2 protein-coding genes are annotated in these 1,591 nt (G+C 62.5%); both read right to left on the bottom strand.

Going from position 1 to position 1,591, the window contains the following annotated elements; all coding sequences use genetic code 11:
- On the bottom strand, nt 1-912 hold a 912-nt coding region (locus tag B3873_RS20895; protein WP_286868777.1), incomplete at its 3' end, for an MCP four helix bundle domain-containing protein.
- Between the two features lie 375 nt (nt 913-1,287).
- The coding region (locus B3873_RS20890) for a DNA polymerase (protein WP_286868775.1) at nt 1,288-1,591 on the bottom strand (304 nt) is incomplete at its 5' end.

Genomic DNA, 1,591 nt, shown 5'->3' with positions numbered 1-1,591 from the left:
CGCACCGGCCTGCTGCTCGGTACGACCGGAAAGGTCGAGGTTGCCGCGTGCGATTTCGGTGGAGGCGGTGGTGATGGTCTCGGAACCGCGCCGCACCTCGGTGACGATCGCCGCGAGCTTGTCGCGCATCACGCGCATGGCCGCCAGCAGGCTGTCGTTGTCACCGGCGCGGGTATCAATCACGACAGCCAGGTCGCCTTCGGCAATCTGGCCGGCGATCTGCACGGCGTAGTCCGGTTCGCCACCCAGCTTGCGCAGGATCTGGCGCGTGATCCAGATGGCCGCCAGGATCGCGGTGACCACGCCGATGGCGCTGATGAGCAGCATCAGCAGGCGCGCACGGGCATAGGCGGCGGCGCTGCTGTCGGCGGCTTCGCGGTTGAGTTTGTCTTCCAGTGCGGCCAGCGCCTTCAGTTCGACCTGCCAGGACTTCTGCACCGGCAGGTATTGCTCCTTCAGGAATTGCGCCAGTTCATAGGCTTCGCGGCGCTTGCCGAATTCGACGGCTTCGTTGATGAGCTTCTCGGCCGCAGCAGCCTGCGCCTGGATCTTGGGCAGGGCCGCCTTCTCTTCCTCGGAAGTGTCCGAAGAATCGGCAAAGAGTTGTTGCAGCTTCTGCGCGGCGACCTTGTATTTCTGGGTCTGGCCTTCGATGTATTGCGCCTCGATGTCCACATCTTCGGGCGCGGCGGGCAGCATGAGGTTGCGCAACGAGATGGAGCGCTCGCCCACCGTTTCCAGCATCTCCTTGACCAGTGCGCTCTCGGGATTCTTGACCTCCACCACATGGGTGAAGCGCCCCTGCACCTGGTGCATGTTGAAGATGCCGAAGCCGGTCACCAGCACCAGCAGCAAGACCACCCACGCAAACCCCAACCCCAGGCGCGTACCTACCTTCATTCCTGACTTCATGACGTCTCCTCCCATGTGTTCATCGGAGGCCGGACGGAAAGACGGAGATGATGACGGCCACGGACCGCATGCGGTCATGGCCGGTGATGAATGTGCTTGTCCCCTGCTTCCCTGCCTCAGCCTCGGTTGCCCAGACCCCGTCCGGTACCACCCAGGGCGTCATCCCGTCTTTGTTCGTCTGCGGTTGCGACGCCGGTCTGCTTGTCTTGTCATTCAGGTGCCGACTCGGTTGGCGATGCTGACGTCCGCTGCCGATGTCGGCCCCGTCGCGGCGTCAGCTTGCCTTCCTGCCAATCTTGCTTTTTTGCCTAATCGTTCACGCCCCTGCGCTATCGAACGGTGGAAAGCCGCGCGTTCCCGTCAGGGGTGTGAAGATTAATGCGCTTCGTCCCAATTCTTACCGATTCCGACCTCGGCAAGCAAGGGAACTTTCAGCTCCGCAACATTTTTCATCAATTCAGGCAGCTTTTCACGCACCACCGCCAGCTCATCCTGGGGCACTTCGAGTACCAGTTCATCATGGACCTGCATGATCATGCGGCTCTTCATGCCAGTCGACTCCAGCCAGTCCTGCACGGCAATCATGGCCAGCTTGATGAGGTCGGCGGCGGTGCCCTGCATGGGCGCGTTGATCGCCGCACGCTCGGCGCCTTGCCGGCGCGGGCCGTTGGGCGAGTTG

Origin of the sequence: Herbaspirillum sp. UBA812 (genome assembly GCF_002296545.1) — a bacterium.
Lineage (GTDB): Bacteria > Pseudomonadota > Gammaproteobacteria > Burkholderiales > Burkholderiaceae_D > Herbaspirillum > Herbaspirillum huttiense.
This window is presented reverse-complemented; position numbering and strand designations above follow the sequence as displayed.